Here is a 24,869-nt window from a genome sequence, read left to right on the forward strand (position 1 = left end):
TGCGGCGTCGACGAGTGCGGCGAGGTCGGCGGTTGCCGTCACGGCGCGGGGACCTCGATGACCGTCGCGGTCCCCATGCCGCCGCCCGCGCACATGGCGGCGACGCCGATTCCGCCTCCGCGGCGCCGCAGTTCGTGGATCAGCGTCACCAGCATGCGGGCCCCGGACGCCGCGACGGGATGTCCGAGCGAGCAGCCGCTGCCACTGACGTTGACCTTGTCCGGGTCGATGTCGAGCAGCTTCACCGTGGCCACACACATCGCGGCGAAGGCCTCGTTGATCTCGAACAGGTCGACATCGCAGAAGGTCATTCCCACGCGGGCGAGGGCCTTGGGGATCGCCTCGACCGGGGCCAGGCCGGTGCGGGACGGGTCGACCGCGACGGATGCCCAGGACTTGACCGTGGCCAGGGCCGGCAGTCCCAGGTCGGAGCTGGCGACGGTCAACGCGGCGGCGGCGTCGTTGGCACCGCACGCGTTGCCCGCGGTGATGCTGAACCCCTCGATCTGCGGGTGCAGCGGCTTGAGCGACGCCAACTTCTCCAGGGTGGTCTCCCGGCGGGGGTGCTCGTCGACGGAGAAGAGGCCGTGCGGGGTGTCGACGGGGACGATCTCCTCCTTGAACCGGCCCTCGTCGATGGCCGCGATGGCGTTGCGATGCGACCGCAGCGCCCAGGCATCCATCTCCTCGCGGGTGACGCCCGCTTCGACGGCGGCGTTCCAGCCGACGGTGATCGACATGTCCCGGTTCGGCGCGTCGGGGCGGTCGGGGTGCGTCGGCGACATCCACGGCACGAACTCGTCACCGACCCGCATGAGGGCGCGCGGCGCCGTGGACGCGGAGTTGACGCCGCCCGCGATGACGATCGTGTCCATGCCGGCCCGGATGCTCGCGGCCGCGGTCTGGACCGCGCTCTGTCCCGCTGCGCAGTGCCGGTTGAGCGCAAGGCCGGGTACGTTCTGCAGCCCGGCGGTGATCGCGGCGTGGCGGGCGATCACTCCACCGCCGTGCAGGCCCTCGGCGAGGATCAGGTCGTCGATCCGCGCCGGGTCGATTCGGTCGAGGCTCTCGACCGTCGAGGTGACGATGTGATGGGCGAGGTCGAAGGCGCTGGTGTCGCGGAGGGATCCCTTGCCTGCGGTGCCGATGGGCGTGCGCAGGGCGGAAACGATGACGGCGTCAGGCATTGGTGTTCTCCAGTTCGGCGATGAGAGTGCGGCGCAGAAGTTTTCCGGTCTCCGTCTTCGGGAGCTCGTTGCGGAACACGATGGTGTCGGGGGTCTTCGAGGACCGCAGGCGTTCCCTGACCCACGACGTGAGTTCGGTGGGATCGGCATCCCCGACGAGGACCGCGACGATGCGCTGGCCCCACTCGGCGTCGGCGACACCGATGACGGCCGCCTCCACGACGGCCGGGTGTCGCAGCAGGACGTCCTCGATCTCGGCGGGCGCGATGTTCTCGCCGCCCCGGATGATGGTGTCGTCGGCGCGGCCCTCGACGAACAGGTAGCCGTCGGCGTCGAGGCGTCCGAGGTCGCGGGTGGGGAACCAACCGTCTGCGTCGAGCACGCTCCGCGCGCCGTACTCGCCGGAGATCTGCTCGCCGCGCACGAAAACCAGTCCCGTCTCGCCGATGGGAACGGTCTCGTCGGCCTCGGTGCGGATCTCGAACTCGATGCCGGGCAACGGCTGTCCGACCGAGCCGAGTCGATCACGCACGGCCGGGTCGGACGACGCGATCGCCTCCCGGTGGTCGTTCGGGGACAGCACCGCCACCGACGACGCGGTTTCGGTCAGACCGTATGCGTTGACGAATCCCGTTGCGGGGAAGGCCCGCAGCGCACGTTCGAGGACCGGTCGAGGGGTACGGGAGCCGCCGTACGCCAGGCTCAGCAGCGACGGGGTGTCCGCGTCGGCGTCGCCGAGTTCGTTCACGATTCGCGCGAGCATCGTCGGCACCAGCATGGCGTGGGTGACCCGCTCACCGCGGACCGTCTCCAGCCACCCCGTCGGCGTGAACGCGGCCAGATAGACCACGCGGCGCCCCGTGTACAGGTTGGAGAGGAGGTTCGTCAGGCCCGCGATGTGGTACGGCGGAACGGCCACCAGCGCAGCGTCGTCCGGGTCGGCCGAACCGAATTCGAGTGTGTTGAGCACGTAGGCCAACAGGTGGCGGTGCCGCAGCACCGCGGGCTTGGGGTCCGAGGTGGTGCCGCTGGTGTAGATGATCGCCGCAACCGCGTCGCCGTCCCATTCGGGGAACTCGTCGCCACCCTCCCCCTCATCGAGGGAATCCAGGAATCCGCCGAGGTCGTCCTGTTCGAGAACGACTGCGCCCGCGTGCTTGTCGCGCAGCGCGGTCAGCTGCGCGTCGCCGAGACGGTAGTTGAGCGCCACGAACGGGACGCCCGCGAGCGCGGCGCCGAACAGCGCGACCGGGTAGGCGGGATGGTTGGCGCCCAGGTACAGCACCGCCGGGTGATCACGGAACCGGTGTGCGGCCCTGCCTGCGTATTCCAGCAGCTCCGCCGAGGTCAGTGACCGGCCTTCGCCGGTCACTGCGACCCGATCACCGTCGGAAGCGGCCATCTCTAGAATCATGCTGATGTTCATGAGAACATCATTCTCACAGCAAGAGAGCCATAGTTGCAAGAAGGGAAATCAATATGCAGATCACAGGCAGCTCCGCGCTGGTCGTCGGCGGTACCGGCGGTCTCGGCGAGGCCACCGTCCGCCGACTCCACGCGGCGGGCGCGAAGGTCGTCGTCGCCGACGTCGCCGACGACAAGGGCAAGGCTCTCGAGGCGGAGCTGGGCGTGCGCTATGTGCGGACCGACGCCGGCGACGAGAACTCGGTCGGCGCCGCCATCGCAGAGGCCGAATCCCTCGGCCCGCTGCGCATCTCGGTGGACTGTCACGGCGGCCCGGCGGGCGGCGGACGCCTCGTCGGCAAGGACGGCAGCCCGATGTCGCTCGAGGCCTTCAAGACCACCGTCGACTCGTACCTGACCTGGACCTTCAACGTGCTCCGACTGTCGGCGGCCGCGATCGCCAAGCAGGACCAGCTCGAGGACGGCACGCGCGGCGTCATCATCAACACCGCGTCGATCGCAGCATTCGAGGGCCAGATCGGCCAGCTCCCCTACTCGGCGGCCAAGGGCGGCGTCGTCGGCATGACCCTGGTCGCCGCGCGCGACCTCTCGCCGCTCGGAATCCGGGTGTGCACCATCGCACCCGGCACGATCCTGACACCCGCCTACGGCAAGGCGGGCGAGCAGCTCGAGGCGTACTGGGGACCGCAGGTTCCGCATCCCAAGCGCATGGGCAAGCCCTCCGAGTACGCCACCCTCGCCGCGTCGATCATCGAGAACGACTACCTGAACGGTGAGGTCATCCGCCTCGACGGCGCCCTCCGGTTCCCGCCGAAGTGACCTCCCTCGACGGCAAGGTCGCGTTCGTCGCGGGCGCGAGCCGCGGCATCGGGGCGGCCGTCGCCGTCGCACTCGCGCAGGCGGGTGCGGCGGTGACGGTTGCCGCGCGATCGGAGGAGGAAGGCCGGATTCCCGGCACGATCGGCGCGGTCGCGGACCGGATCACCGAGGCAGGAGGCCGGGCACTCGCCGTGCCCTGCGACGTCACCGACGAGCAGTCCGTCCAGTCGGCCGTGGATACGACGGTCGCCGAGTTCGGCGGCATCGACATCCTCGTCGCCAACGCGGGCGTGCTCTGGCAGGGTCCGATCGAATCGACACCGCTCAAACGTTGGCAACTGTGCCTCGACGTCAACCTCACCGGTGTGTTCCTGGTGACGAAGGCCGTCATCCCGCACGTCCGTGCCCGCGGCACCGGATCACTGATCGCGGTCACCACCACCGGCGTCGCCATGACCGACCGCGGATCGAACGCCTACTGGGTGTCGAAGGCCGCGGTCGAACGGCTGTACCTCGGGCTGGCGGCGGACCTGAAGGGCGACAACATCGCCGTCAACTGCCTGAGCCCGTCACGAGTCGTGCTCACCGAGGGCTGGACCGCGGGCGGCAGCGGCATCACCATCCCGCCGGAGATGGTCGAACCGGCGGAGACGATGGGCCGAGCGGCGGTCCTGCTGGCGGCGCAGGACTCTCGGGGGATCACCGGGACCGTCCAGCGATCCGAGACTCTCGTCCCGGCGAGCTGACGAGCGGTGCACTTTCGAAGACCCCGCGCTCCGAAAGTGCACCACGTCAGTCCGGCAGATTGGCGGGAACCCAGTTCGGCCTGCGCTTCTCCATGAAGGCGCGCATGCCTTCCCGCGGCTCGGGTGACGTCTCCAGTGCCGCGTTCATGGTCTGGTAGTCGATCAGGCCGTAGCGCTCGTTGAGCATCCGCTTGACCTGGACCCGAGCCTCGGGCGCGGTCTGCAGGATCTCCCGCGCCGCGGTGAGCGCGGCGGCGCGCAGGTCGTCGTGCGGGACGACCCGGGAGATCACCCCGAGCCGCTGCGCCTCGGCGGCGTCGAAACGCCGGGCGGTGAGCAGCAGGTCCCGCGCGACGGCGAGTCCGACGTGAGCGGGCAGCGCGGCCGCGAATGTCGCATCGGGAATCCCGCGCAGCAGTTCGGGCACCCGGAACGTGGCACGGTCACCTGCGACGGCGACGTCCGCCATCATGGCGACCAGCAGCCCTCCGGCCTGGCAGATCCCGTTGACCGCCGCGATCACCGGTGCCCGGCTGTCCCGGATCGTCAGGAACGGCAGGATGTCGTGACCGAGACCATCCGGCAGCCGGTCGCCCGGCTCGGTGCGACCACCGAGGTCACCGCCTGCGGCGAAGACGTCGTCCACGCCGGTGATGATCAAAGCCGACAGTTCGGGATCCGAATTGACCAGCCGGACAGCACGTCTGAGACCGTAGTACATCGCAGGCGTGAACGCGTTGCGCGCCGCGGGCCGGTCGATGACGCACCAGCCGATCGGCCCCTCCCGTTCGAACCGTAGTCCGGCGGCACCGAGGTCGTCTCCGCTTCCCGATGACGTGGCGGGAGTTCCGATTTCGGCCATTCCACGACCTCCAGGGCGCAGGGCGTTCACGGTGGATGAACCAGCCGACTCTAACCCACTGCTACACAATGTGAATACCGTTCTCGTCGTGGGGGAACGGCCACCCGATTCCGTGTTCGGACACGGTGGAGATCGCACGCGACGGGGCGACCGGCACCTCTGTTCGAAGGACCGTCACCGAGTTCGCGTAACGCGCGGTCCCTTTCGACCGATTCACTTCCCAACAAGGCAACGTTGCGTGTGACGTCCAGCCCGAAGGAGCGAGGATGAAGACGAAATTGATGCGTGCCGCCATCGCGGGCGCCGCTGCAGTCGGAATTGCCGCCGGAGGTGTGGTCGCCGCGCCGGCACAGGCGGCCCCGGTGGGCCCGGTCGATCTCGACCTGATCGGCGGCGTGTACTGCGCTTTCGGGAAGCCGGGCGATCCGTGGGCGGACTCGTGGTACATGGTGCGGTGGATGGAAGTCACCGCGTACGGCCGAGATTGGCCCAACGTGACGCTGCAGGAAATGGGCGGAGCGCAGCAGTTCAGCCCCCTGCTCAAGCAGGGCGAGAAGCTCCGCATCGAAACCAAGTGGTTCGGCTGCTTCCCCAGTTCGATTTCCGGCTACACCATCTCCAGCGATGTCGACCCGCTGCAGAACAACTTCGGGTTCTGGGCGAACGTCGAGCGACGCGGCGTCGACAGCGGAAGCGCCAGCTAGGGCGTGTCTCCCGATCCCTCTCGGATGCACCCGGGGCGCCGAGAACAGGAATTGGGAGCCATACCCTCGTCCCCCAGGCAATCCCGGGTCTCGTGCGCTGCCGACGCCCGGGATTGCGTTCTCGTTCACTCGATATGGGATGCGGGACACGACTACGCCTTGACCGCCGTCAGCCTCGCGATGTTGGCGCGGAAGTCCTCGGTCTGGAACGACTGGTCCTCCGCGGCGTTCGCGTAGTCGAGGGAGGCGAGCACGGCCCGTTCGATGTGCAGGTTCAGCATCCGCTTCGTCGCCTCGACCGCCTGCTGGGGTTGAGTGGCGATCTTCTGCGCGCAGGCGAGAGCATCGGCGAACGGGTCGGCCACCACGTGGTTCGCCAACCCCAGTTCCCGCGCCCGCTCCGCGGGGATCCGGACACCCGTCAACGCGAATTCCTTCGCGAGCAGCAGACTGATCTGCAGCGGCCAGGTCAACGGGCCGCCGTCGGCCGCGACGAGTCCGACCTGCACGTGCGGGTCGGCGAGGTACGCGGACTCGGCCATGTACACGATGTCGCTCAGCGCGACGAGGCTGCAGCCGAGACCGACCGCGGGGCCGTTGACCGCCGCGATGACCGGGATTCGGCACCGCGCCATGCCCAGGACGATGTCGCGTCCGTGCGCGATGGTCTTCGCCCGCAGGTCCGGGTCCTCGGCGAGTTCGGCGAGGTAGCTGAAGTCGCCGCCCGCGGAGAACGCCTTACCGGCACCCGTCAGCACCGCGGCGCGGGCACCCCGGTCCGCGCTCAACTGCGGCCACAACCGCGCGAGTCCACTGTGCAGGTCGTCGTTGACGGCGTTGAGGGCGCCCGGCCGGTTGAGCGTGATGATCCGCAGCGACCCTTCGGCGCGGACGTCGACTTCTTCGGGCATGTCGTACATGTCAGACTCCCAATCCGAGGATGCGTGAGGCGATGATGTTCTTCTGAATCTGCGAGGTCCCACCCATGACGGACTGCGCGCGGCTGTACAGGTACGAGCCGAACATCTCCTCGTCACGAGACCCGCCGACGGTGAGCGCGGCGTGCCCGACCGACTGGTCGACCCACGTCATGAGGAGCTTGTCGAGCGACCCCTCGGAACCGTGCGTGACACCGTCGAGTTGCTCGGACAATCGGCGCCGCACGTGCAGCCGCAGCATCTCGGACTGCACCGCCGCCCATGCCAGTTCCTCGGGCAGCGTGCCGTCCACGCGGGACGCCAACTGGCGAACCAGCTTCCCGTACCGCGCGGCGTATCCGAGGGTGGAGGGTTCGCGCTCGTGTCCGACAACGGTCATCGCCAGTTTCCAGCCCTCACCGGGAGCCCCGACCATCTGGTCTGCGGGGACGCGGGCTCCGTCGAACAGCACCTGGCCGAATTCCTTGGTGACACCGCTGATCATCTTGAGCGGGCGCTGCTCGATGCCTGCCTGGTTCATGGGCACGATGAAGCCCGAGATGCCCTTGTGCCGGGGCACACTCGAATCGGTACGGGCGAGCAGCAGGCACCAGTCGGCGACGTCGGAGTAACTCGTCCAGATCTTGTGCCCGTTGATGACGTAGTCGTCGCCGTCGCGGGTGGCGGTCGTGGTGAGCGACGCCAGGTCCGAGCCGGCGCCCGGCTCACTGAACCCTTGGCACCATCGCTCGGTTCCGTTGATCATGCCGGGTAGGAAGCGGGCGGCGAGTTCCGTGCTGCCGTGGTGGCCGAGTCCGGTGACGAGGTAGCCGAGACTTGGACGCGGCGGCGCTCCCGCCACGGCAAGTTCCTCGTCGAGGATCACGTCGTAGACGGGTGGAAGTTCCTGTCCGCCGTACTCCTTCGGCCACGACAGCCCGAAGAAGCCTGCCCCGTACAGTGCTTGGTGCCACTCGCCCTGCCTGGCCCAGTACTCGTCCCCGGAGGTCGGGAACTTCTTTGCATTGTCGGTCAGCCAGACCCGCAACCGCTCCCGGAAGGCGGCTTCGTCCGGCGAGTCACGAAAGTCCACGATCGATCTCCTTCAGGCTCACGGGGAACAGTTCGGTGGACGTCAACGCCCGCCGCAGATAGGCGTGCTCGAGGCACTCCCAGGTGTTGCCGATGCCGCCATGCACCTGAATGGCGTTCTCGCACACGGTGCGTGCTGCCCGGGCGCTGTACAGCTTGGCGACGCGGGCGGCCCGGACCGCCTCGTCCGCGGGAAGCTCGTCCACCGCCCATGCCGCGTGGCGCAGCACGCTGATGGAACCCTCGATCAGTGCCTCGTTGTCGGCCAGCAGGTGCGCGACGGCCTGGTACGACCCGATCGTCCTGCCGTACTGCTCGCGGACCTTCACGTAGTCGCACGCCGTCGCCTGCGCTCCACGCGACGTCCCGACCAGGTCGGCGCAGGTGGTGACCAGCGCCAGTGCGTACCACCGCTGCGCGTGATCCGCGGACAGCTGTCCGAGGTGCTCGGTGTCGTCACCGAGTTCGGCGAATTGTCGTGTCAGGTCCGCTGCCGCGACGGTGTCTCCTGTGTCGACGCTGTCGATCATGTTGTCCCGCAATGCCACCGCGCGACCGATACCGCGAGTGTCGAAAGCCTCTGCGCCGACGACGATCGCCCACGACGGCTGGGTGTCGAGCACGTGCCGGGTCAGGTCGTCGGCGAGGACGGGTCCGAGGAACGGGACGTCGACGAGGCCCCGACCGAACTCTTCGGCCACGATCGCGACCTCGACACCGGAGGCGCCGTCGGACCGCAGGGACCGCCAGCCGGTGGTGTCGACGGTCTTCTCCAGCCGCGCCACCCGGAGCTCGTCACCGAGATCCTGAACCGAGCCGGGGCCGAGATCGTCGGCCAACTTCGCGGCAGCGTCACGCAACTGCCGCTGCTCACTGGTCAGACGTACGTCCATGGCGCTCCTTGAGTTCTCGACGCAGCACCTTGCCGGAGGGCAGGCGCGGGATGTCGGGCACGAACACGATGCGGCTCAGCCGCTTGTAGGTGGCGAGTCGCTCCCCGACGTACTCGGTGAGCGACTCCTCGGCGATGGGGTTCGAGGTCTGCACGGCCGCGACGATGGCCTCACCGGACACCGCGTCGGGTTCGCCGAACACCGCGCAGTCGACGACGTCGGGGTGGCCGTGCAGGACGGCCTCGACCTCGGCGGGCGCGACCTGAAACCCCTTCACCTTGATCATTTCCTTGAGGCGGTCGGTGATTCGCAGCCAGCCGTCGGCGTCGAGGTAGCCGACGTCGCCGGTGCGGTACCACCCGTCGACGAAGGCGTCCGCGGTCGCCTCGTCGGGCAGATATCCGACCATGAGCGACGCCGACCGCGTCTGGATCTCCCCCACCTCGCCGGTGGCGACGGGTTCCCCCGTGTCGAGGGACGCGATTCGAACATCGACTCCGGGAACGGGTTTGCCGACGCTGTCCAGGCGGGCGCCGTCGATCGGATTGCAGGCGATGACGGGCAGTTCGCTGGCACCGTACGCCGGCATCCAGCCGACGCCGGTCCGCTGCGTGACCCGTTCGGCGACGCTCGGCGTCACCGGAGTTGCACCCCACATGATGTACCGCAGGGACGACAGGTCGTACGACTCGAGGTCGGGATGCGACGCGATGGCGAGTGCGATCGGTGCGACGGCCATCTCGACGGTGATCCGGTCGGCCTCGATGTGGTGCAGCATCGCGTCGAGGTCGAACCGGCGGTGCAGTCGGATCCAGGCGCCGCAGTCGAGGGCGGTGGCGATGTTGAGCAGGCCGAGGATGTGCGAGGGCGGCGTCACGATCTGCATGCGGTCAGCGCCCGTCAGGTCGAGTGCGGCCGTCCAGTGATCGACGGCGGCGGCGAACGAGGCGAAGGTGTGCCGGACGGCCTTCGGCATGCCTGTGGTGCCGGAACTGAACACCAGGACGGCGTCGCTGTCGGGGTCGGGGGCCGGATACGTCCCGTCCGCGGGGGCGATCGGGTCGTCGAGGTGCAGCATGGGCGTGAGGTCACCGAGCACGGGACTGTCACCGACCGCGTATGCCGGCCGCGAAACGGCGAGCGCGTGCGCGACCTCGTCACGCTTCCAGGCCGGGCTGATCAGGACGACGGCGGCGCCGAGTCGCCAGATTCCGCGGACCGCGACCACGAACTCGGGCCGGTTCGACGACATCAGTGCGACGCGGTCGCCTGGGCCGACTCCCGACGCGGCGAGTGCCGCGGCGATGCCGCCCGCCAGGGCGTCCACCTCGGCGAGCGTGTACTCCCGATCCTCGAAGACCAGGACGGGCGTGTCCGGCGGGTCGACAGCCGTGTCGACCGCGACCGAACCCCCCGGTGGGTTGTGGGAATTCGACATTGAGAAGATCCTATCTCGTCAGAGAGAATAGTATTCTCTGATTGATAGAACCTTAATACCAGGAGGCTACGGTCCATGGCGAGACCCCCGATGTTCCAGCGCGCGACCGTGACGCGGATCGTCAAGGAGTGCGCGGACGCACGCACCTACGTCCTCGCACCCCACGACGAGCCGTTCTCCTACCAGGCCGGACAGTTCTGCACCTTCAAGGTGACCGTCGACGGCCGCGCCCTCTTCCGCTCCTACTCGATGTCCAGCGCACCCGAGACCGACGGCGAGCTCATGACCACGGTCAAACGGGTCCGCGGTGGGCGCGTGTCGAACTGGCTGCACGACAACGTCATCGAAGGCGACGAGGTGGAGGTGACCCGGCCCGCGGGCACGTTCCTGCTGCGCCCGGGCGTCACGCCCGTGCTCGGATTCAGCGGCGGCAGCGGCATCACGCCGATCCTGTCCCTCGCCAAGAGCGCGCTGGCCACCACCGACCGCCCGGTGCGCCTGCTGTGCGCGGACCGCGACGAGGACTCCGTCATCTTCGGCGCCCTCCTCGACGAACTCGTCGAGCGGTACCCGGGGCGACTGTCCGTCACCCGACATCTCGACAGCAACGGCGGTTTCCTCGACGCCGACGCGGTCCGCGCCTTCGTCGGCGACGACGTCCACGGCGACAGCTACCTGTGCGGGCCCGAACCGTTCATGGCGCTCGTCGAGGAGGCACTGCCCGGGCCGGGCCGTGTGTTCAGCGAGCGTTTCGGCGGCGGCACGGTCGCCGCGAAGCAGCCCGAACCCAAGCCGGCCCCAACGCCTTCCGCGGCAGGCGAGGTGACGGTCGTCCTCGACCGCAAGACGGTGAAAGTCGCCCTCCAGGAGGGCGAGACGATTCTGGAGAGCGCACGCCGCGGCGGCCTGGCCCCGCCCTTCTCCTGCGAGGCGGGCAATTGCGGTACCTGCATCGCCACGCTCACCGAGGGCACCGCGACGATGCGCAACAACGAGGTCTTGTCCGACGACGAGATCGCCGACGGTTTGGTCCTCACCTGCCAGGGCGTTCCCGACTGCTCGGTGGTCGTCGAGTACGAGTAGACCCCTCTCCCCTTGCGCGCGTTCGACGCGGGCGCCTAGTGTCGTCACCCGTTAGATAGTGTTACTTCAAGTAACGCTTAATTCACCAAGGTGACTTCAGGGGGTACGCCGTGGGCATGCCGGTGATCGAGGACCAGGCGGAAACGTCTCCGCGTGAGAGGTGGGCGGCGCTCGGCGCCCTGGTGACGTCGTGCCTCGCCGTCCTGCTCGTCCTGATCGACAACACCGTCGTCGTGGTGGCATTGCCCACCCTCGCCAACGACCTCGGAGCGGGCTTCGGCGGACTGCAGTGGGTCGTCGACGCCTACACGCTTCCGTTCGCCGGATTCCTCCTGATGTTCGGGCACCTCGGTGACCGACTCGGCAGGCGCCGCGTCATGCTGGGTGGACTGGTCGGTATCGCGGCTGCGTCGATCGTCGGAGCCGCCGCGGACTCACTCACCCAGGTGCTGGTCGCGCGCACCGCGATGGGAATCGCCGCCGCAGCCGTGTTCCCGGCGACCCTGGCGATCATCACGGCGGCCTTCCCCAGTCGACGCGGACGCGCCGCGGGCATCGCCGCCTGGACCGCGATGGCCGGCTTCGCCGTCGCACTCGGCCCCGTCGTGGGCGGCTGGCTCCTCACCCAGTTCTCCTGGCACGCCGTCTTCTGGGCCAACGTGCCGCTGGCCCTGGTGGTGGCGGCCGCCTCCCTCGTCTTCGTCCGCGAATCGAGTTCGGAAACAACAGGTCCACTCGACGTCCCAGGAATCGTGCTCTCACTCCTCGGCGTGTTCCTCCTCGTGTGGAGTTTCATCGAGGCACCGCGCCACGGCTGGGTGTCGCCGCTGACGCTCGGCGGAATCGCCGGGGCTCTGGCACTTCTCGCGGCGTTCGCCGTCCGCGAGCTGCACGCCCCCTACCCGGTCCTCGACGTCGGGTTGTTCCGGATCCGCCGGTTCGCTTTCCCCGCACTCGCCCTCGCGGTCTCGTACTTCGCGATGTTCGGGTTCCTGTTCATCGTCAGTCAGTACTTCCAGGCCGTGCTGATGATGGATCCGCTCACCTTCGGCATCCACTCGCTGCCGTTCGCGCTCGCGGTCGGCGTCGGAGCGCCTGTCGCCGCGTGGCTCGGCTACCGGTACGGGCACGCGGGCGTGGTCGTGACGGGCATGGCGATCCTCGCGGCCGGCCTCTACTGGGCGAGCCATGCCACCGTGGCAACCACGTACTGGGACATCCCGTTCGGGTCGATGATCCTGATGGGCGCCGGCCTCGGCATCGTCACCGGGCCCGTCACCGACTCGATCATGTCATCCGTGCCCGCGTCCGCTGCGGGCGCCGGATCCGCGGTCAACGACACCACCCGCGAGGTGGGCGGCGCACTCGGAATCGCGGTACTCGGCTCCGTCCTGTTCGGCAAATACCACGAGGTCGTCTCGGAGAAGCTCGACTCCTACGGGCCGCTCGTCGGGAACTTCGTGTCGGAGCGCGAGCGGGACCTCGTCGAGAACTCGCCCGTCTCCATCCTGTCCATCCTGGAGCGGACGGACCTGCCCCCGGCGATCACCGACCTCACCGATCCGAACAGCCTCGTGTACGTGATGCAGGATGCCGCCATGCAGGGGTGGAAGCAGTCGGCGACGCTGATGGTCGTCAGCGTGCTCGTCACCGCCGTCGTGTTCGCGGTGTTCATGCCGTGGGGTCGCGGGCAGTCCCTCATCGACTCCCCCGACTCCTCTACTCCGGCAGAACGCCCTTGACCCGGGGCCTGCCTGCCGCCTTTCCCGCAGCCTTCTCCGCCTTGTCCACCTCGCTCCACCGCGCCTTGTCGACGAGGCCCGGCACCCGGTCGGCGAGCAGTGCCGCGAGCGCGGCGCGGCCGCCCGCGGGAGCGGCGAGCCTGCCACCCTCGAAGTCCTCGATCAGGGCGTCGACGGTTTCCTGGGAGTCGGCGCGGTTGGTTCCGATGACGCCGCGTGGTCCCCGCTTGATCCAGCCGGTGGTGTACACGCCCTCGACGCCCTCGACGCGGCCGCGGTCGTTCGGCAGTATCGCCCGTGCCTCGTCGAACGGAAGCCCGTCGACCGGCTTGCCGCGATACCCGACCGACCGCAACACCAATGACGCGGACAGGGTTTCGGTCCGGTCGGTCGGGTTCGCCGCGAGGTCGTCACCCAGGGTGTTGTGCACCAACTCGACCGCGGTGACACGTCCGCCGTCACCACGCAACTCCGTCGGGGACGCGAGGTAGCGGAACACGATTCGCCGGTTTCCCGGCGTGACGGGGCGGGCGGCGTACTCGCGGGCGAGATCCACCTTCAGACGCAGCGCGGGATGCGCGTCCGGGGAGTCGACGACGGCACTGCTGGCCGCGTCCAGGTCCAGCTCGGCCTCGTCGACGACGATGTCGACGCCGGGCAGGTGTCCGAGCGCCAGGAACTCGGGAGTCGAGTACGCCGCCTGCACCGGACCGCGACGGCCGACGACGACCACCTCACGGATACTGCTGTCGCGCAGAGCCTTCAGCGCGTGGTCGGCGATGTCGGTCTTCGCCAGCTCGTCCGAATCGAGGACGAGGACGCGGGCCACGTCGAGCGCGACATTGCCGTTGCCGAAGATCACCGCCCGGTCGCCGGACAGGTCGAACACCCGGTCCGCATGGTCGGGATGGCCGTTGTACCAGGCCACGAACTCCGTCGCGGAATGGCTGCCGTCGAGGTCCTCGCCCGGCACCCCGAGACGCCGGTCGCCGGGCGCACCGACCGCGTAGACCACCGCGTGATGGTGCTCGCGCAGCTCGTCGAGGGTGATGTCGGTACCGACGTCGACGCCGAGGTGCATCCGCACGGCGTCGGACTTGAACGCCGAGGTGAACCTGTCGACCACGCCCTTCGTTTCGGGATGATCGGGCGCGACACCGTTGCGGATCAGACCCCACGGGGTCGGGAGCCGGTCGAAGATCTCGACCTCCACGTTGCCGTGCCGGATGAGCTGTTCGGCGGCGTAGCTGCCTGCGGGACCGGACCCGACGACAGCGACCCGCAGGGTGCCGAGCTCGGCGGGCAGCCGCTTGGGTGCGGACGGCGGCAGGAGCCGCGAGTTGTCGAGCGGATTGAGTTCGAAGTAGGAGCGGTTGACGTCGACGAAGCGCTCCAGTGCGGTGGGCAGGTCGAAGTCCGAGTAGATCGCGTCGACAGGGCAGACCTCGGCGCACGCGCCGCAGTCGATGCAGGTGTCCGGATCGATGTACAGCATCTCGGTGCTCGAGTAGTCGGGATCGTCGGGCCGGGGTCGAATGCAGTCGACCGGGCATTCCGGGACGCAACTGGAGTCGTTGCAGCAACGCTGCGTGATCACGAATGTCATGAAGCATCCTGGTGCCGTCGGGGCGCGCGCGCCGGCAGTCCAGGGCGCCACGCAGCGAGAATAACGTTTCCGAAATGGTAGAGCATCGTTTTCGGACGTGCAATCGTCCGGCGACGTCGACGCGGCCGGAACCCGCATGTGTGTCCTTGACCACACAACCGGCACCGTGCTAAGCATGTGCCCAACAAATGCTGATCGACTGCTCAGCATTGTGGTTCAGGGGACGCTTCCAGGAGGCTGCGGTGACCGATTTCGACACTCTCGACTACTTCACGGATCCGGCGGTCGTCGACGATCCGCACGTCTACTTCGACCACCTGCGCCAGCAGTGCCCGGTCAAGCACCTGCCCGTGTACAACGTGGTCGCGGTGACCGGCTACGACGAGGCGGTCGAGGTACTCCGCGACGCCGACACCTTCTCGAACATCATCGCGCCGATCGGCCCGTTCCCCCCGTTGCCGTTCCAGCCCGAGGGTGACGACATCAGCGCGCAGATCGAGGAGTTCCGCGACCAGTTCCCACTGGCGGAACACCTCGTCACGTTCGACCCGCCGATGCACCAGCGCACCCGCTCCCTGCTCGGGAAGCTGCTGACACCGCGACGCATCAAGGAGAACGAGGAGTTCCTGTGGGGACTCGCGGACCGTCAGATCGACGAGTTCCTCGATGCGGGCAAGTGCGAGCTCATGCGTGAGTACGGCCAGCCCTTCGCGCTGCTGACCATCGCGGACCTGCTCGGCGTGCCCGCCGAGGACCACGAGATGTTCCGCGTCCACCTCGGCGCGCAGAAGCCCGGCGCGATGAGCGAAGCCGACGCGATGGTCGCAAACCCCCTCGAATTCCTGGACGCCAAGTTCACCGCCTACCTCGAGGACCGCCGCGCCGAACCGCGCTCGGACGTGCTGACCAGCCTCGCCGAGGCCACCTACCCCGACGGGACAACGCCCGAGATCATCGAACTGGTGCGCCTGGCGACCTTCCTGTTCGGCGCCGGACAGGACACCACCGCCCGCCTCATCACGGCGGCACTGCAGCGCATCGCCGAGGACGCCGAACTGCAGAAGCAGCTGCGCGAGGACCGCTCCCTCATCCCGAACTTCGTAGAGGAGATGCTGCGGATGGAGGGCCCGGTCAAGAGCGACTTCCGCCTGACCCGCACCTCGACGACGCTCGCGGGCGTCGAGATCCCCGCGGGCACGACGGTGATGGTCAATCCCGGTGCCGTCAACCGTGATCCGCGCCGTTTCGAGGATCCGCACGAGTTCGACGTCGACCGGCACAACGCCCGCGAGCACCTCGCGTTCGGCAAGGGCATCCACTCGTGCCCCGGCGGCCCGCTCAGCCGAACCGAAGCCCGGATCACCATCGAACGTTTCCTCGACCGCACGACGGACATCACCATCTCCGAGGAGCATCACGGCCCCGTCGGCGAACGGCGCTACAGCTACGAGCCGACATACATCCTGCGCGGGCTCACCGCGCTCCATCTCGAGTTCGTTCCCGCCCCCTGATCACACCGGGTCCCGACCCCACCGCGACAAGAGAGAAGACCTTCATGACCGACAACGAGAGCATCGCGGCAGGCCGCGTCGCCGTGATCACCGGCGGCGCATCGGGAATCGGCCTCGCCGTTGCCCGGCAGCTCGGCGAGGGCGGACACCCCGTCGCCCTCCTCGACCGGCAGGGCGACGTGGTGCAGAAGGCCGCGGACGAACTGCGCGAGAGCGGAATCACCGCGCTGGCAGCCGAGGTGGACGTCACCGATCGCGGCGCCGTGGACAAGGCCCTCGACCAGGTGCGGCGCGAGCTCGGCCCGGTACGGATCATGGTCACCAGCGCAGGAATCGAGTCCACCGCACCGTTCGGCGACATCACCCTCGACGACTGGGACCGCGTCCTCGCCGTCAACCTCACCGGCACGTTCCACTGCGTGCAGGCCGTCGTCCCCGACATGAAGGAAGCCGGCTGGGGACGCATCGTCACCATCTCCTCGTCGAGTGCACAGTCCGGTGCGCCCGACCGCGCGCACTATGTGGCCTCGAAGGGCGGTGTCATCGCGCTCACGAAGGCACTGTCCTTCGAGCTCGCGCCCCTCGGTATCACCGCCAACACCATCCCGCCGTCGATCATCGACACCCCGATGGCCCGGGAAGGCGCCAAGCACGACGCGATGATCAACCTCGACGCCCTGGCCACCATGACACCGGTCCGGCGGATCGGCACCCCCGACGACGTGGCCGCGGCGACCGCGTTCCTGTGTTCGGACGCAGCGGGATTCATCACCGGTCAGATCATCGGCGTCAACGGCGGCTGGTACCTCTGATGCACGTCGAAGCCGACTTCGATCGCTGCGAGGCCAACGCGATCTGCGTCGGGTTGGCGCCGGACGTCTTCGACCTCGACGACAACGAGGAACTCACCGTGGCATCCGGTCCGGTACCCGCGCACCTCGAGGAGGCGGTGCGGGACGCGATCGTGCAGTGTCCCCGGGCGGCGCTGCGCGAAACACTCGGTTGAGGGGAACCCAAAGCCCTGACTGACGGGCTTGGGGTTCCCCTCAACCGAGATCGTCTGGCTCGGTCCGGGCCCAGGTGCACACCGCTACTCACTCCCGGACGGTCGCCCACCCGTGCTCGCCGAGCACGGGTGGCGGCCCGTAGTCGGGCTCGAATCCCGCTATGCGGATGGGACTTCCGATGAGGCGGTAGTCCCCCGCCGTGACCACGGCACCTGGAGTCTCCGCGAGTGCCTCGGGCAGCGTCCGAATCGCCGCTGCGGGAACCCCGAGCGGGCGCAGCCGCGCCTCCCAGTTCGCTGCCGTGTCGGTGGCGAGCGCGGCTGTCACGACGGTGAGCACCTCGTCGCGTCGCTGCGCCCGCTCCGCCATGGTGTCGAATCCGTCGATGCCCGCCTGGGCGGCAAACTTCTTCCAGAAGCCGTCATGGGTGACGAACAAGGCGAGATGGCCATCGGCAGTCGGAAACAACTGCGCAGGAACGTAGTACGAGTGCGCGCCGTTGGCCATCCGCTTCGGTTCGGCACCCTCGTTGAGGTACGCCGAGGCGCGGTAGTTCAACTGGGAGAGCATCACGTCGCGCAGCGACACGTCCACCTGCCCACCGCGTCCCGAGACGATCTGCGCGAGCAGGCCGAGCGCGGCGGTCATCCCCGTGGAGTTGTCGGCCGCCGAATAGCCCGGCAGCATCGGCGGTCCGTCCGGGTCGCCGGTCAGTGACGCAACTCCGGTGAGCGCCTGCACCACGTAGTCGAACGCCGGTTCGTCGCCCGCGTCCAGCCCGTAGCCGGTGAGCGCGACACACACGATCCTGTCGTTGAACTGACGCAGGGACTCATAGTCCAGTCCGTACTTGCGGATCGCCGAAGGCTTCAAATTCACCAGCAGCGCATGGGAATCGGCGGCCAACTCACCGAGGCGTCGTCGATCGCCCTCCGTGGTGAGGTCGAGGCAGATGCTCCGCTTGCCGCGGTTGAGACTGGCGAAGTACGCGTCGCTCACCTGGCGGGAAAGATCGCCGGTCGGCGGTTCGATCTTGGTGACCTCCGCGCCGAGATCGGCGAGCAGCATCGTCGCGTACGGTCCGGCGAGGATGTGCCCGACCTCGAGGATCTTGATTCCCGCGAGCGGCCCCGCAGCAGCCCCTCCGTTGGTCACCGCAACTCCTTGACCAGCTCGGCCACGACTTCCCGCGTGCGGTATTTCGATGCCACCAGCTCGTCGCGGGTGTCGCCGATCGGCAGCAGGCGCATCGAGATGTCGGTGGCGCCCGCCTCCGCGTACCGGCGGAAGCCGGCCATGATGGCCTCCTCGTCGCCCGCGATGCACAGGTCGCCGACGTCGCGGACGCTGCCGTGTTCGAGGAGACGCTGATAGTTCGGCGACACCTCGGCCTCGGCGAGGATCCGGTTCGCCCGCTCGCGGGCGGTGTCGACCTCGGACGGACGACAGAGACAGACCGGCAGACCCGCGACGATGCGCGGCGCGGGGCGCCCCACGTTGTCCGCGGCCTTCCTGATTCGGGGCCCGATGTGCTCGGCGATGTTGCGGTCGTCGGCCATCCACAGCACGGTCCCGTCGGCCTGCTCGCCCGCGATGTTCAGCATCACCGGGCCGAGCGCCGCGACGAACACGGGCATCGGCGCGACCGGCGGCAGATCGAACGGGTTGTGCACGGTGAAGGTGTCGTTCTCCACGTCAACGCTGCCCGTCCCCGCCAACGCCGCGTTCAGGACGTCGAGGTAGTCACGCGTCAGTTTCGCCGGCTTCTCGTAGGGCAGGCCCAGCATGTCCTGCACGATCCAGTGGTGCGACGGCCCGACACCGAGCGCCAGCCGTCCGCCGATCGCGGCGTGCACGGACAGTGCCTGCCGGGACAGCGCGATCGGATGCTGCGCCTGCAGCGGCACGACCGCGGTCCCGATCTCGATCCTCGACGTTCGCGTACCCATCAGCGCGACTGCCGTCAACGCGTCGAAGTCGTTGGGGACCTGAGGAACCCACACGGTGTCCAGGCCTGCCGCCTCCGCCCACTCGACGTCGGCCATCATCCGGGAGACCTTCTTCGCGGAATCTCCCCGCTCCGGCCCCACCATCACACCGATCCGCACGTTACCTCCAGGTTTGACGAGTTGATTTGTCCTGCATGCACACCCGGCGCCTTCGACCGGGTGCGGCGTTTCGGTCAGGTCGGGGAGGGCGTTCCGGTCAGCTTGCGAATCTCGGTGACCAGGACGTCGAGGGGCGTGCTGGTGGGGAACACCGCCGCGGCCCCGGCGTCGAGCAACTTGGGGACGTCTTCCTGCGGGATGGTGCCGCCGACGATGACGTCGATGTCCGCGGCGTCTGCCTCCCGCAGTGCCTCGACGACACGCGTCGTCAGTGCGACGTGCGCGCCGGAGAGGATGCTCAGGCCGACGACGGCGACATCCTCCTGCAGTGCGATGGACACGATGTCCTCGATGCGCTGCCGGATGCCGGTGTAGACGACCTCGAAGCCGGCATCACGCAGGGCCCTGGCGACGATCTTGGCGCCGCGGTCGTGCCCGTCGAGGCCGGGCTTGGCAACAAGAATGCGGGCGGTCATCAGAACACCACCGGCTGCTGGAACTCGCCCCACACGGCCTTGAGCGCGGAGACCATCTCGCCGACGGTGCAGTACGCATTGGCGCAGTCGATCAGGGAGTGCATCAGATTGTCCGTTCCTTCCGCTGCACGGGACAGTGCGGCGAGGGTCGTGCGAACCGCGTCGGGGTCCCGTTCGGCCTTGACCTTCGCGAGTCGTTTCAGTTGGAGTTCCCGTCCTTCGGCGTCGAGTTCGTAGGTGCCGATCTCGGGGGCGGGCTCGTTGGAGGTGAACTTGTTGACGCCGACGACCGGACGCTCCCCCGCCTCGATCTGCTTGTGCAGGGTGTACGCCTCGTCGGCGATCAGGCCCTGCAGGTAGCCATCCTCGATGGCGCGGACCATGCCGCCGTGTGCCTCGAGGTCGGCCATGATCTCGATGATCTTCGCTTCGGTGGCGTCGGTGAGCGCCTCGACGAAGTAGGAGCCGCCGAGCGGGTCGGCGACGCGGGTCACGCCCGTCTCGTAGGCGAGGATCTGCTGGGTGCGCAGCGCAAGCGTCGCCGATTCCTCGCTGGGCAGTGCGAACGGTTCGTCCCATGCCGCGGTGAACATCGACTGCACACCACCCAGGACAGAGGCCATCGACTCGTAGGCGACGCGCACCAGGTTGTTCTGGGCCTGCGGTGCGTACAGCGAGGCACCGCCCGCGACGCAGCCGAACCGGAACATCGCGGCCTTGTCGGTGGTCGCGCCGTACCGCTCGCGGACGATGGTGGCCCAACGACGACGTCCGGCACGGTATTTCGCGATCTCCTCGAAGAAGTCGCCGTGCGTGTAGAAGAAGAAGGAGATCTGGGGCGCGAACTCGTCGATCGTCATCCGGCCCCGCTCGACGACGGTGTCGCAGTAGGTGACGCCGTCCGCGAGGGTGAACGACATCTCCTGCACCGCGTTGGCGCCCGCGTCGCGGAAGTGCGCTCCCGCAACGGAGATCGCGTTGAACCTCGGGACCTCGGCCGCGCAGAACTCGATGGTGTCCGCGATGAGCCGCAGGGACGGCTCCGGCGGCCAGATCCACGTTCCGCGGGAGGCGTACTCCTTGAGGATGTCGTTCTGGATGGTGCCGGTGAGTTTCTCGCGCGGGACGCCCTTGCGTTCGGCGGCGGCGACGTAGAAGGCGAGCAGGATCGCGGCCGTGCCGTTGATGGTGAAGCTGGTGCTGATCTTGTCGAGCGGGATGCCGTCGAAGAGCACCTCCGCGTCGGCGAGGGTGTCGACGGCGACACCGACCCGGCCGACCTCCTCGGTGACCTCGGGGTCGTCGGAGTCGTAGCCGCACTGGGTGGGCAGGTCGAGGGCGACCGACAGGCCGGTACCGCCCTGTTCGAGGAGATAGCGATAGCGCCGGTTGGACTCCTCGGCGGTACCGAATCCGGAGTACTGCCGGAACGTCCACAGCCGGCCGCGGTATCCGGAAGAGAAGTTGCCTCGGGTGAACGGGAAGGCCCCCGGGGCGGGCGGGGCGACACCGGTGTCGGTCGGCCCGTAGACCGCCTCCAGCGGGATCCCCGACGAGGTCTCAACGATGTCAGTCACAGCGGATACGATACTTGCAGAAAATGAGAATGCCAATATCATCACAGAGAATGGAGCCCCGTGGTGGTGGCTCCGACTCGACGGGAGAACGATGTCCAGCCGACAGAACACCCTCACCGACCGCACGATGGTCATCTCCGGCGCCAGCCGCGGAATCGGACTGGCGATCGCGGTCGCTGCGGGCAGGCAGGGCGCGAACGTGGTGCTCCTCGCCAAGACCGCCGAGCCGCACCCGCGACTGCAGGGCACCGTCCACACCGCGGTCGCCGAGATCGAAGAGGCGGGCGGTAAGGCGGTGGCCGTCGTGGGCGACGTCCGAAACGACGAGGACGTGGCCCGGACCGCCGCGACCGCCGTCGAGCGGTTCGGCGGCATCGACATCTGCGTGAACAATGCGAGCGCGATCGGACTCGACCCGACCGAGCAGCTGTCCGGTAAGAAGTACGACCTCATGCAGGACATCAACTGCAAGGGCACGTTCCTGCTCACTCAGGCCTGCCTCCCGCACCTGCGCGCGTCGGCCAATCCACACGTCCTCACCATCGCCCCGCCGGTGAACATGAGCCCGCACTGGCTCGGCGCCCATCCCGCGTACACCCTGTCGAAGTACGGAATGACCTTGCTGACACTGGGTTTCGCCGCCGAGTTCGCCGACGCCGGAATCGCCGCGAACTGCCTGTGGCCGCAGACCTTCATCGCGACCTCGGCCGTGGCGAACATGGTGGACGGCGAGAACCTGCTGTCGTCTTCGCGCAGCCCCGAGATCATGGCCGACGCCGCCGTCGACGTTCTGTCCCGTCCCGCCCGGACCACCACCGGTCAGTGCTTCATCGACGCCGACGTCCTCACCGAGTCCGGCGTCACCGACCTGTCTCGCTACGGCGGCGGCGACAACCCGCAGCTCGACCTGTTCCTCGACTGACCCACCGGGGGTTGCCATGTACATCTGCCTGTGCCGCGGCGTGACCGACCAGATGGTGGACGACGCCGTCTCCAAGGGTGCTCGCACGTCGCGGGAGGTCGCCTCGGCGTGCGGGGCCGGTTCCGACTGCGGCCGGTGCCGCCGGACCGTCCAGGCGATCATCGCCGCCGCGGCGCCAGGCACGGAGGTAACGGCCGCGAGCGCGGTCGCCGCGTTCGTCACCTCGCGGGTGCGGCACCGTCAGGCCACCGTCGGGGGCTGACGGGCCGGACCGTGTGCAGTTCCCGTCGCATCACCAGAGGTGGCGCGACGGGAACTGCACTTTCGCGGATCAGCGACTCTTGCTCAGCACCTTGTCGGCGGCCTCCCAGTGCGCGTCGGCGACCCACAGTCGCGCGAACGCCGCGACCGCCTCGGACTCCGACGCGCCGCCGACGACCCGCTTGATGGGCTCCGACGACGGCTTCGCCAGTGATCGGGCCAGCGTCCGCCACCCGTCGTCGAACGATTCACGCGGCAGCACCCGGTCGACGAGGCCGAGTCGAGCGGCCTCCTCCGCGGGCAGGATCGTGCCCGATCCGGCCAGCATCAGCGCGCGACCGCGCCCGACGAGCGCCGCGAGCCGCTCGGCACCACCCCAGGCAGGCATGATCGCGAGCGACACCTGATTGAAGCCGATCTTGATGTCGTCGGCGGCGATCCGAATATCCGCTGCCACAGCGACTTCCGCCCCGCCGCCGAGCGCGTGTCCGTTGAGTGCGGCGATCGTCGGTGCGGGGAACGTCGCGATCCGGTCGCAGATCGACCGCATCCGCCACGCCATGTCCGCGGCCTGCTCCTCGGTGCGCAACAGACTCAGTTCCTTGAGGTCACCGCCGGACACGAATGCCTTGTCGCCACCCCCGGTGACCACGAGCGCCTGCGCGCCCGCCGCCTCGTCCAGCGCCCGGTCCAACTGGTCCATCGTCTCGGGAGCGATGGCGTTGCGGGCGTGCGGGCGGTTGATCGTGATGACCGCCAGACCCTGATCCAACTCGAGCTCGACCATGATTCATTCTCCCAACCGATATTGGCATTCTCTTGATCTGAGAATAATGTATCCGCTGCTGACATCGGATCAGTCGGACGACCCCGCCGGCGCCGTCATCACGCCCGGGCGCGGGCTCCGCGACGGGCATTGGAGCACTCGGCATGCGACACATTCCAGGCGAACTGGTCACGAGATACGAAGCCGAGGGGTGGTGGACCCGGGACACCATCGGCGACCTCCTCGCCCGCGGTCTCGCCGCGGCCCCGGACATCGAGTTCCGAGTCCACTCCGCGACCAGGCCCTGGTCGGGGACGTTCCGCGACGTCGAACTCGTCGCGCGACGGCTCGCTTCGGGCCTGGATGCGCGGGGCGTCGGCCCCGGCGACGTGGTCGCGTTCCAGTTGCCCAACTGGATGGAGGCAGCGGCCGTCTTCTGGGCCTCCTCGCTCCTCGGCGCCACCGTCGTGCCGATCGTCCACTTCTACGGACGCAGGGAGCTGGAGTTCATCCTCTGCGACACCAAACCGAAGGTTCTCGTCACGACGGAGGGCTTCGGGCGCACCGAGTTCCACGCCGACCTGTGCGCGGACGTCCCTGTCGTCGGAATCGTCGGCAGCACCGCCGACCATGGGCACAACTTCGACGACCTGCTCGCCACCGACCCCTTCCCCGGTGTTCTCGCGGTCGACCCCGCCGAGCCCGCGCTGATCGCCTTCACCTCCGGCACCACGAGCTCACCCAAAGGTGTTGTACACAGCCATCAGACGCTCGGGCACGAGACCCGGCAGCTCGCCGGTCTCTACCCGCCGGATCGCGGACGCCAGCTCACGGCGGCGCCCGTCGGGCATTTCATCGGCATGATCAACGCGTTCCTGATTCCCGTCCTCGACGGCACCGCGGTCAACCTCACCGACAACTGGGATCCGGCGCAGGCACTTTCGCTGATGGAGAGCGACGGGCTCACCGTCGGCGGCGGCGCCACGTACTTCATCACCAGCCTGCTCGACCACCCCGACTTCACCCCGGACCACCTGCCGTTCATGAAGTACGCGGGTCTCGGCGGATCGTCCGTCCCGTCCGCGGTCACCACCCGCCTCGACGACCTCGGCATCACCGTCTTCCGGTCGTACGGCAGCACCGAGCACCCGTCGATCACCGGATCCCGGCATACAGCACCGGCCGACAGACGCCTGTTCACCGACGGTGACCCGCTGCCCGGCGTCGAGATCCGGCTGGCCGAGGACGGCGAGATCCTCAGCCGCGGGCCGGACCTGTGCATCGGCTACACCGATCTCGCGCTGACGGAGAAGGCGTTCGACGCGGACGGCTGGTACCACACGGGCGACATCGGCGTTCTCGACACGGACGGGTACCTGACCATCACGGATCGCAAGGCCGACATCATCATTCGCGGCGGCGAGAACATCAGCGCGCTGGAGGTCGAGGAGGTTCTCCTCACGCTCGACGGTGTCGCGGAGGCCGTTGTCGTGGCGGTTCCCGACGCTCGCCTCGGCGAACGTGCCGCGGCGGTGGTCCGGATGCGTCCCGGCAGTACGGCGCCGACGATGGCGGAAGTGCGCGCGGGTTTCGATCGCGCGGGACTGGCCAAACAGAAGTGGCCGGAGCAGTTGCACCAGGTAGACGACTTTCCCCGGACCGCCAGCGGCAAGATCCAGAAGTTCGTCGTTCGGCACGATATTGCGACACTCACATGAAGAGAATAG

At 68.4% G+C, this 24,869-nt stretch carries 24 protein-coding genes; 11 read left to right on the forward strand and 13 right to left on the reverse strand.

Annotation, left to right across the window (positions count from 1 at the left end):
• Positions 1-38: 38 nt before the first annotated feature.
• Together FFS72_RS00605 and FFS72_RS00610 are read right to left on the reverse strand one after the other, a co-directional pair.
• Positions 39-1,187 carry a thiolase family protein gene (locus FFS72_RS00605; RefSeq protein WP_137872115.1) on the reverse strand — a complete coding sequence of 383 codons (1,149 nt, stop codon included), beginning with the start codon at positions 1,185-1,187 and terminating at the stop codon, positions 39-41.
• Complete coding sequence (locus FFS72_RS00610) at positions 1,180-2,613, reverse strand: class I adenylate-forming enzyme family protein (protein WP_137872116.1); 1,434 nt, start codon at positions 2,611-2,613, stop codon at positions 1,180-1,182. Before FFS72_RS00610 ends, FFS72_RS00605 begins: the two co-directional genes overlap by 8 nt.
• A gap of 53 nt (positions 2,614-2,666) precedes the next feature.
• Here FFS72_RS00610 and FFS72_RS00615 point away from each other — a divergent pair, with 53 nt between their 5' ends.
• Both FFS72_RS00615 and FFS72_RS00620 read left to right on the forward strand, forming a co-directional pair.
• A complete protein-coding gene (locus FFS72_RS00615; RefSeq protein ID WP_137872117.1) occupies positions 2,667-3,431 on the forward strand; it encodes an SDR family NAD(P)-dependent oxidoreductase in 765 nt (254 codons plus the stop codon).
• Positions 3,428-4,177 (forward strand): SDR family NAD(P)-dependent oxidoreductase, encoded by a 750-nt coding sequence (locus FFS72_RS00620; protein WP_137872118.1) that lies wholly within the window; start codon positions 3,428-3,430, stop codon positions 4,175-4,177. The genes FFS72_RS00615 and FFS72_RS00620 overlap by 4 nt, the downstream gene beginning before the upstream one ends.
• 46 nt (positions 4,178-4,223) lie before the next feature.
• On the opposite strand, the gene FFS72_RS00625 is transcribed toward FFS72_RS00620, so the two are convergent.
• On the reverse strand, positions 4,224-5,039 hold the full coding sequence (locus FFS72_RS00625; RefSeq protein ID WP_137872119.1) for an enoyl-CoA hydratase/isomerase family protein: 816 nt from the start codon (positions 5,037-5,039) through the stop codon (positions 4,224-4,226).
• A 266-nt stretch (positions 5,040-5,305) separates the two neighbouring features.
• On the opposite strand from FFS72_RS00625, the gene FFS72_RS00630 reads away from it, so the two are divergent.
• Complete coding sequence (locus FFS72_RS00630) at positions 5,306-5,743, forward strand: hypothetical protein (RefSeq protein ID WP_137872120.1); 438 nt, start codon at positions 5,306-5,308, stop codon at positions 5,741-5,743.
• 152 nt (positions 5,744-5,895) lie between these two features.
• Here FFS72_RS00630 and FFS72_RS00635 read toward each other — a convergent pair whose 3' ends face one another.
• From FFS72_RS00635 to FFS72_RS00650, 4 genes are read right to left on the reverse strand one after another with little or no spacing between them, the layout of a single operon-like run.
• Positions 5,896-6,663 carry an enoyl-CoA hydratase/isomerase family protein gene (locus FFS72_RS00635; protein ID WP_137872121.1) on the reverse strand — a complete coding sequence of 256 codons (768 nt, stop codon included), beginning with the start codon at positions 6,661-6,663 and terminating at the stop codon, positions 5,896-5,898.
• A gap of 1 nt (position 6,664) precedes the next feature.
• The gene (locus tag FFS72_RS00640) at positions 6,665-7,753 is read right to left on the reverse strand and encodes an acyl-CoA dehydrogenase family protein (RefSeq protein ID WP_137872122.1); all 1,089 of its coding nucleotides are present in this window, start codon (positions 7,751-7,753) and stop codon (positions 6,665-6,667) included.
• On the reverse strand, positions 7,740-8,645 hold the full coding sequence (locus tag FFS72_RS00645; RefSeq protein ID WP_137872123.1) for an acyl-CoA dehydrogenase family protein: 906 nt from the start codon (positions 8,643-8,645) through the stop codon (positions 7,740-7,742). The genes FFS72_RS00640 and FFS72_RS00645 overlap by 14 nt, the downstream gene beginning before the upstream one ends.
• Complete coding sequence (locus FFS72_RS00650; RefSeq protein ID WP_137872124.1) at positions 8,623-10,083, reverse strand: class I adenylate-forming enzyme family protein; 1,461 nt, start codon at positions 10,081-10,083, stop codon at positions 8,623-8,625. The genes FFS72_RS00645 and FFS72_RS00650 overlap by 23 nt, the downstream gene beginning before the upstream one ends.
• Positions 10,084-10,158: 75 nt before the next feature.
• On the opposite strand from FFS72_RS00650, the gene FFS72_RS00655 reads away from it, so the two are divergent.
• On the forward strand, positions 10,159-11,166 hold the full coding sequence (locus FFS72_RS00655) for a ferredoxin--NADP reductase (RefSeq protein WP_137872125.1): 1,008 nt from the start codon (positions 10,159-10,161) through the stop codon (positions 11,164-11,166).
• A gap of 116 nt (positions 11,167-11,282) precedes the next feature.
• Positions 11,283-12,908: an MFS transporter gene (locus FFS72_RS00660; protein WP_137872126.1), complete on the forward strand. Its 1,626-nt coding sequence runs from the start codon at positions 11,283-11,285 to the stop codon at positions 12,906-12,908.
• On the opposite strand, the gene FFS72_RS00665 is transcribed toward FFS72_RS00660, so the two are convergent.
• Positions 12,886-14,514 (reverse strand): FAD-dependent oxidoreductase, encoded by a 1,629-nt coding sequence (locus FFS72_RS00665; RefSeq protein ID WP_137872127.1) that lies wholly within the window; start codon positions 14,512-14,514, stop codon positions 12,886-12,888. The genes FFS72_RS00660 and FFS72_RS00665 overlap by 23 nt on opposite strands.
• Before the next feature lie 242 nt (positions 14,515-14,756).
• On the opposite strand from FFS72_RS00665, the gene FFS72_RS00670 reads away from it, so the two are divergent.
• From FFS72_RS00670 to FFS72_RS00680, 3 genes are read left to right on the forward strand one after another with little or no spacing between them, the layout of a single operon-like run.
• Positions 14,757-16,025: a cytochrome P450 gene (locus tag FFS72_RS00670; protein ID WP_137872128.1), complete on the forward strand. Its 1,269-nt coding sequence runs from the start codon at positions 14,757-14,759 to the stop codon at positions 16,023-16,025.
• A 44-nt stretch (positions 16,026-16,069) separates the two neighbouring features.
• Positions 16,070-16,837 carry an SDR family NAD(P)-dependent oxidoreductase gene (locus tag FFS72_RS00675; RefSeq protein WP_137872129.1) on the forward strand — a complete coding sequence of 256 codons (768 nt, stop codon included), beginning with the start codon at positions 16,070-16,072 and terminating at the stop codon, positions 16,835-16,837.
• Positions 16,837-17,031, forward strand: a complete 195-nt coding sequence (locus FFS72_RS00680) for a ferredoxin (RefSeq protein WP_137872130.1) — start codon at positions 16,837-16,839, stop codon at positions 17,029-17,031. Before FFS72_RS00675 ends, FFS72_RS00680 begins: the two co-directional genes overlap by 1 nt.
• Before the next feature lie 88 nt (positions 17,032-17,119).
• Here the strand turns inward: FFS72_RS00680 and FFS72_RS00685 are convergent, their stop codons facing one another.
• The 4 genes from FFS72_RS00685 to FFS72_RS00700 all read right to left on the reverse strand — a co-directional run bounded on the left by FFS72_RS00685 (position 17,120) and on the right by FFS72_RS00700 (position 21,193).
• Positions 17,120-18,187: a CaiB/BaiF CoA transferase family protein gene (locus FFS72_RS00685; protein WP_137872131.1), complete on the reverse strand. Its 1,068-nt coding sequence runs from the start codon at positions 18,185-18,187 to the stop codon at positions 17,120-17,122.
• Positions 18,184-19,140 (reverse strand): LLM class F420-dependent oxidoreductase, encoded by a 957-nt coding sequence (locus tag FFS72_RS00690; protein ID WP_137872132.1) that lies wholly within the window; start codon positions 19,138-19,140, stop codon positions 18,184-18,186. Before FFS72_RS00690 ends, FFS72_RS00685 begins: the two co-directional genes overlap by 4 nt.
• 74 nt (positions 19,141-19,214) lie before the next feature.
• Complete coding sequence (locus FFS72_RS00695) at positions 19,215-19,616, reverse strand: cobalamin B12-binding domain-containing protein (RefSeq protein ID WP_137872133.1); 402 nt, start codon at positions 19,614-19,616, stop codon at positions 19,215-19,217.
• Positions 19,616-21,193: a methylmalonyl-CoA mutase family protein gene (locus FFS72_RS00700; protein WP_502704057.1), complete on the reverse strand. Its 1,578-nt coding sequence runs from the start codon at positions 21,191-21,193 to the stop codon at positions 19,616-19,618. The genes FFS72_RS00695 and FFS72_RS00700 overlap by 1 nt, the downstream gene beginning before the upstream one ends.
• Positions 21,194-21,284: 91 nt before the next feature.
• Here FFS72_RS00700 and FFS72_RS00705 point away from each other — a divergent pair, with 91 nt between their 5' ends.
• Positions 21,285-22,115: an SDR family oxidoreductase gene (locus FFS72_RS00705; RefSeq protein ID WP_137872135.1), complete on the forward strand. Its 831-nt coding sequence runs from the start codon at positions 21,285-21,287 to the stop codon at positions 22,113-22,115.
• Positions 22,116-22,131: 16 nt separating this feature from the next.
• Complete coding sequence (locus tag FFS72_RS00710; protein ID WP_137872136.1) at positions 22,132-22,377, forward strand: (2Fe-2S)-binding protein; 246 nt, start codon at positions 22,132-22,134, stop codon at positions 22,375-22,377.
• A 69-nt stretch (positions 22,378-22,446) separates the two neighbouring features.
• On the opposite strand, the gene FFS72_RS00715 is transcribed toward FFS72_RS00710, so the two are convergent.
• Complete coding sequence (locus tag FFS72_RS00715; protein ID WP_137872137.1) at positions 22,447-23,163, reverse strand: enoyl-CoA hydratase/isomerase family protein; 717 nt, start codon at positions 23,161-23,163, stop codon at positions 22,447-22,449.
• 143 nt (positions 23,164-23,306) lie between these two features.
• On the opposite strand from FFS72_RS00715, the gene FFS72_RS00720 reads away from it, so the two are divergent.
• Entirely contained in the window at positions 23,307-24,860 is a 1,554-nt protein-coding gene (locus FFS72_RS00720; RefSeq protein ID WP_137872138.1) for an AMP-binding protein, read from the forward strand.
• Positions 24,861-24,869 lie beyond the last annotated feature (9 nt).

This window comes from Rhodococcus sp. Q (assembly GCF_005503035.1).
In the GTDB taxonomy this organism is placed as follows: Bacteria; Actinomycetota; Actinomycetes; order Mycobacteriales; family Mycobacteriaceae; genus Rhodococcus_G.

Bases quoted from the DNA above. Each gene is read 5' to 3' on its own strand.
- FFS72_RS00615 (WP_137872117.1), top strand. From the start codon at position 2,667: ATGCAGATCACAGGCAGCTCCGCGCTGGTCGTCGGCGGTACCGGCGGT.
- FFS72_RS00710 (WP_137872136.1), top strand. From the start codon at position 22,132: ATGTACATCTGCCTGTGCCGCGGCGTGACCGACCAGATGGTGGACGAC.
- FFS72_RS00625 (WP_137872119.1), bottom strand. From the start codon at position 5,039: ATGGCCGAAATCGGAACTCCCGCCACGTCATCGGGAAGCGGAGACGAC.
- FFS72_RS00660 (WP_137872126.1), top strand. From the start codon at position 11,283: ATGCCGGTGATCGAGGACCAGGCGGAAACGTCTCCGCGTGAGAGGTGG.
- FFS72_RS00605 (WP_137872115.1), bottom strand. From the start codon at position 1,187: ATGCCTGACGCCGTCATCGTTTCCGCCCTGCGCACGCCCATCGGCACC.
- FFS72_RS00650 (WP_137872124.1), bottom strand. From the start codon at position 10,083: ATGTCGAATTCCCACAACCCACCGGGGGGTTCGGTCGCGGTCGACACG.
- FFS72_RS00715 (WP_137872137.1), bottom strand. From the start codon at position 23,163: ATGGTCGAGCTCGAGTTGGATCAGGGTCTGGCGGTCATCACGATCAAC.
- FFS72_RS00680 (WP_137872130.1), top strand. From the start codon at position 16,837: ATGCACGTCGAAGCCGACTTCGATCGCTGCGAGGCCAACGCGATCTGC.
- FFS72_RS00630 (WP_137872120.1), top strand. From the start codon at position 5,306: ATGAAGACGAAATTGATGCGTGCCGCCATCGCGGGCGCCGCTGCAGTC.
- FFS72_RS00610 (WP_137872116.1), bottom strand. From the start codon at position 2,613: ATGAACATCAGCATGATTCTAGAGATGGCCGCTTCCGACGGTGATCGG.
- FFS72_RS00655 (WP_137872125.1), top strand. From the start codon at position 10,159: ATGGCGAGACCCCCGATGTTCCAGCGCGCGACCGTGACGCGGATCGTC.
- FFS72_RS00645 (WP_137872123.1), bottom strand. From the start codon at position 8,645: ATGGACGTACGTCTGACCAGTGAGCAGCGGCAGTTGCGTGACGCTGCC.
- FFS72_RS00720 (WP_137872138.1), top strand. From the start codon at position 23,307: ATGCGACACATTCCAGGCGAACTGGTCACGAGATACGAAGCCGAGGGG.
- FFS72_RS00665 (WP_137872127.1), bottom strand. From the start codon at position 14,514: ATGACATTCGTGATCACGCAGCGTTGCTGCAACGACTCCAGTTGCGTC.
- FFS72_RS00705 (WP_137872135.1), top strand. From the start codon at position 21,285: ATGTCCAGCCGACAGAACACCCTCACCGACCGCACGATGGTCATCTCC.
- FFS72_RS00635 (WP_137872121.1), bottom strand. From the start codon at position 6,663: ATGTACGACATGCCCGAAGAAGTCGACGTCCGCGCCGAAGGGTCGCTG.
- FFS72_RS00695 (WP_137872133.1), bottom strand. From the start codon at position 19,616: ATGACCGCCCGCATTCTTGTTGCCAAGCCCGGCCTCGACGGGCACGAC.
- FFS72_RS00675 (WP_137872129.1), top strand. From the start codon at position 16,070: ATGACCGACAACGAGAGCATCGCGGCAGGCCGCGTCGCCGTGATCACC.